Origin of the sequence: Paenibacillus sp. KS1 (genome assembly GCF_001680695.1) — a bacterium.
Taxonomy (GTDB): Bacteria; Bacillota; Bacilli; order Paenibacillales; family Paenibacillaceae; genus Paenibacillus_B; species Paenibacillus_B suaedae.
The window spans coordinates 1-1,772 of record NZ_MAIS01000214.1 but is presented as its reverse complement, the minus strand read 5'-3'; the positions used below and the strand labels follow the sequence as shown (position 1 = coordinate 1,772).

Genomic DNA, 1,772 nt, shown 5'->3' with positions numbered 1-1,772 from the left:
TTTAACATAGGAGAATGCTGCGTGCTTTGAGTGAAACTCATTCACAGGCTGAACTGAAGCAATACTTTCAACATGGGAAGGTGGAGAGGCGTTTTGTTCGGTGAAAATAAAGTTTTAGACTGGAGTCGTTGATTTATCGCGGTTTTTGAATTGATGAATCGTCAGCTTTTGAAAAATATGTTTTAGACTGTTCCATTAAAAGAAGCAGCGGCGAACCAAGACTGGAAAAATAAAGTCTTAGACTGCCGCTGTAGTCATTCAACTAACGTGTCCCGTTAGCACAACGCGAACCGATAGCTCAAAATCCATTAATATGTAAATCGGGATAGTTCGCTATATTAATAATATTGCCAGAAGGGTCTGTAACATTGAATTCAGGAAATCGATCAATACCCCAAGTGTACGTTATTTCGGTCACTTCTTCACCAGCATCGACAAATCGTTGGTAGCATTCAAATACATCTGATGTTTTCATACAAAGAACCGCATAGGGTTTTCCGTCCGATACAATTTGGATAGGAACTGGTTGTTCTACTCGTTTTAAAAACAAAAAGGGTCCTGGTTCAAGCTTCAGGTCTGATTCCTCTTCAGTTTTCCAGCAATGTGTAAAGCCGAAATACTTTTCATACCACGCAACGGATTCATCGATATTTCTAACTGGCAGTCTAACCTGAACTACAGTATGAACAAGTGTTTGACTCTTTGATGTGGTGTTCATTTGAAACCCTCCCTCAAGAGTAATTATTCACTGCCTTCCATAATTTCTCCGCTGCAATAAATAATCCTCTAAACCATCAAAGCCGTGGAATGAATAACTTTCATTCCACGGCTTTCGAATCGCATGAATCCAATCGACAGTCGGTTCCAGATGGCCAACCGGTTCGGTGAGGCGATTCAGCACCTTCTGCACAGTAATGATCATGTATTAGTCCTCCTTATGGTTGGATTATGTTCGTTATGTAATCTATCAAAACAAGTGAAGCAAAAAAAAGAAGTTACAAGTAATTCTATGGATCTTAATTAAATTCCTTTGTTCATTCAACTATACTACTATCCGTTAGCTCAATAGTCTTATGTTTTAATTAGAGTCGCTGCTTATAGTTATGAGGCTTGCCGAACACCTAATGCAGTGACGTCCCGACGGGCTTAGGGGGCTGGATGTGGTCACTCGCTTCTCAGTGTGACCCGGACAGCCATTGCATTTAAGGAGTTCTCAAAATAGCTATATACTTCATCTGCAATTTCCAGAAACTCTTCAACAAGTACATTACTATCCAAGTAACAAGCATACAGATAATCAATTAAAGCGGAGTCAATCTCACAATAGTTTAATATGGCATTCTTCATCTTAATAATGTCATCTTGCCATACACCTGTATCTTCTAAAACCAAAGAGAATAATGCACGAATTAATCTCTTAGAGTAACCTTTTATTAATCTAGTTTTCATTGTGTTATCACTAGCATTAGAAAGTAAACTATGTCTACGATCTACTTCCTTCTTGGTCTCTGCATTTAAGTCTAAAATGAACTCTGGAGAAATAATTATCGGTGGTACTTTTTCACCAACGTCATGACCATATATGCAAACACTAATTATCTTTACCCAAAAACCCCAATCATTTGGTTTACTTAATACATCGTCAATGGAGCAAATTGTGGTATCAATCTTAGTTACTATTGGATATTCTTCCAAAAGCCTGTCTTTAATATTTGACAATCTTTCGTAATCAATATCTTTGGGAGAGAGCGTAAAATATCTTGTGTAAATAG

Annotated in this window: 3 protein-coding genes; all 3 read right to left on the bottom strand. The window is 37.8% G+C overall.

The window, feature by feature from the left end:
- Positions 1–298 precede the first annotated feature (298 nt).
- A complete protein-coding gene (locus BBG47_RS27890; protein ID WP_065294450.1) occupies positions 299–718 on the bottom strand; it encodes a VOC family protein in 420 nt (139 codons plus the stop codon).
- 27 nt (positions 719–745) lie between these two features.
- The gene (locus BBG47_RS30225; RefSeq protein ID WP_175400662.1) at positions 746–922 is read right to left on the bottom strand and encodes a hypothetical protein; all 177 of its coding nucleotides are present in this window, start codon (positions 920–922) and stop codon (positions 746–748) included.
- Positions 923–1,164: 242 nt separating this feature from the next.
- The coding region (locus tag BBG47_RS27885; RefSeq protein WP_065294449.1) for a nucleotidyltransferase at positions 1,165–1,772 on the bottom strand (608 nt) is incomplete at its 5' end.

What these genes read in the sequence shown, in the direction of transcription:
- BBG47_RS27890 (WP_065294450.1), bottom strand. Translation starts at nt 718, where the DNA reads ATGAACACCACATCAAAGAGTCAAACACTTGTTCATACTGTAGTTCAG.
- BBG47_RS30225 (WP_175400662.1), bottom strand. Translation starts at nt 922, where the DNA reads ATGATCATTACTGTGCAGAAGGTGCTGAATCGCCTCACCGAACCGGTT.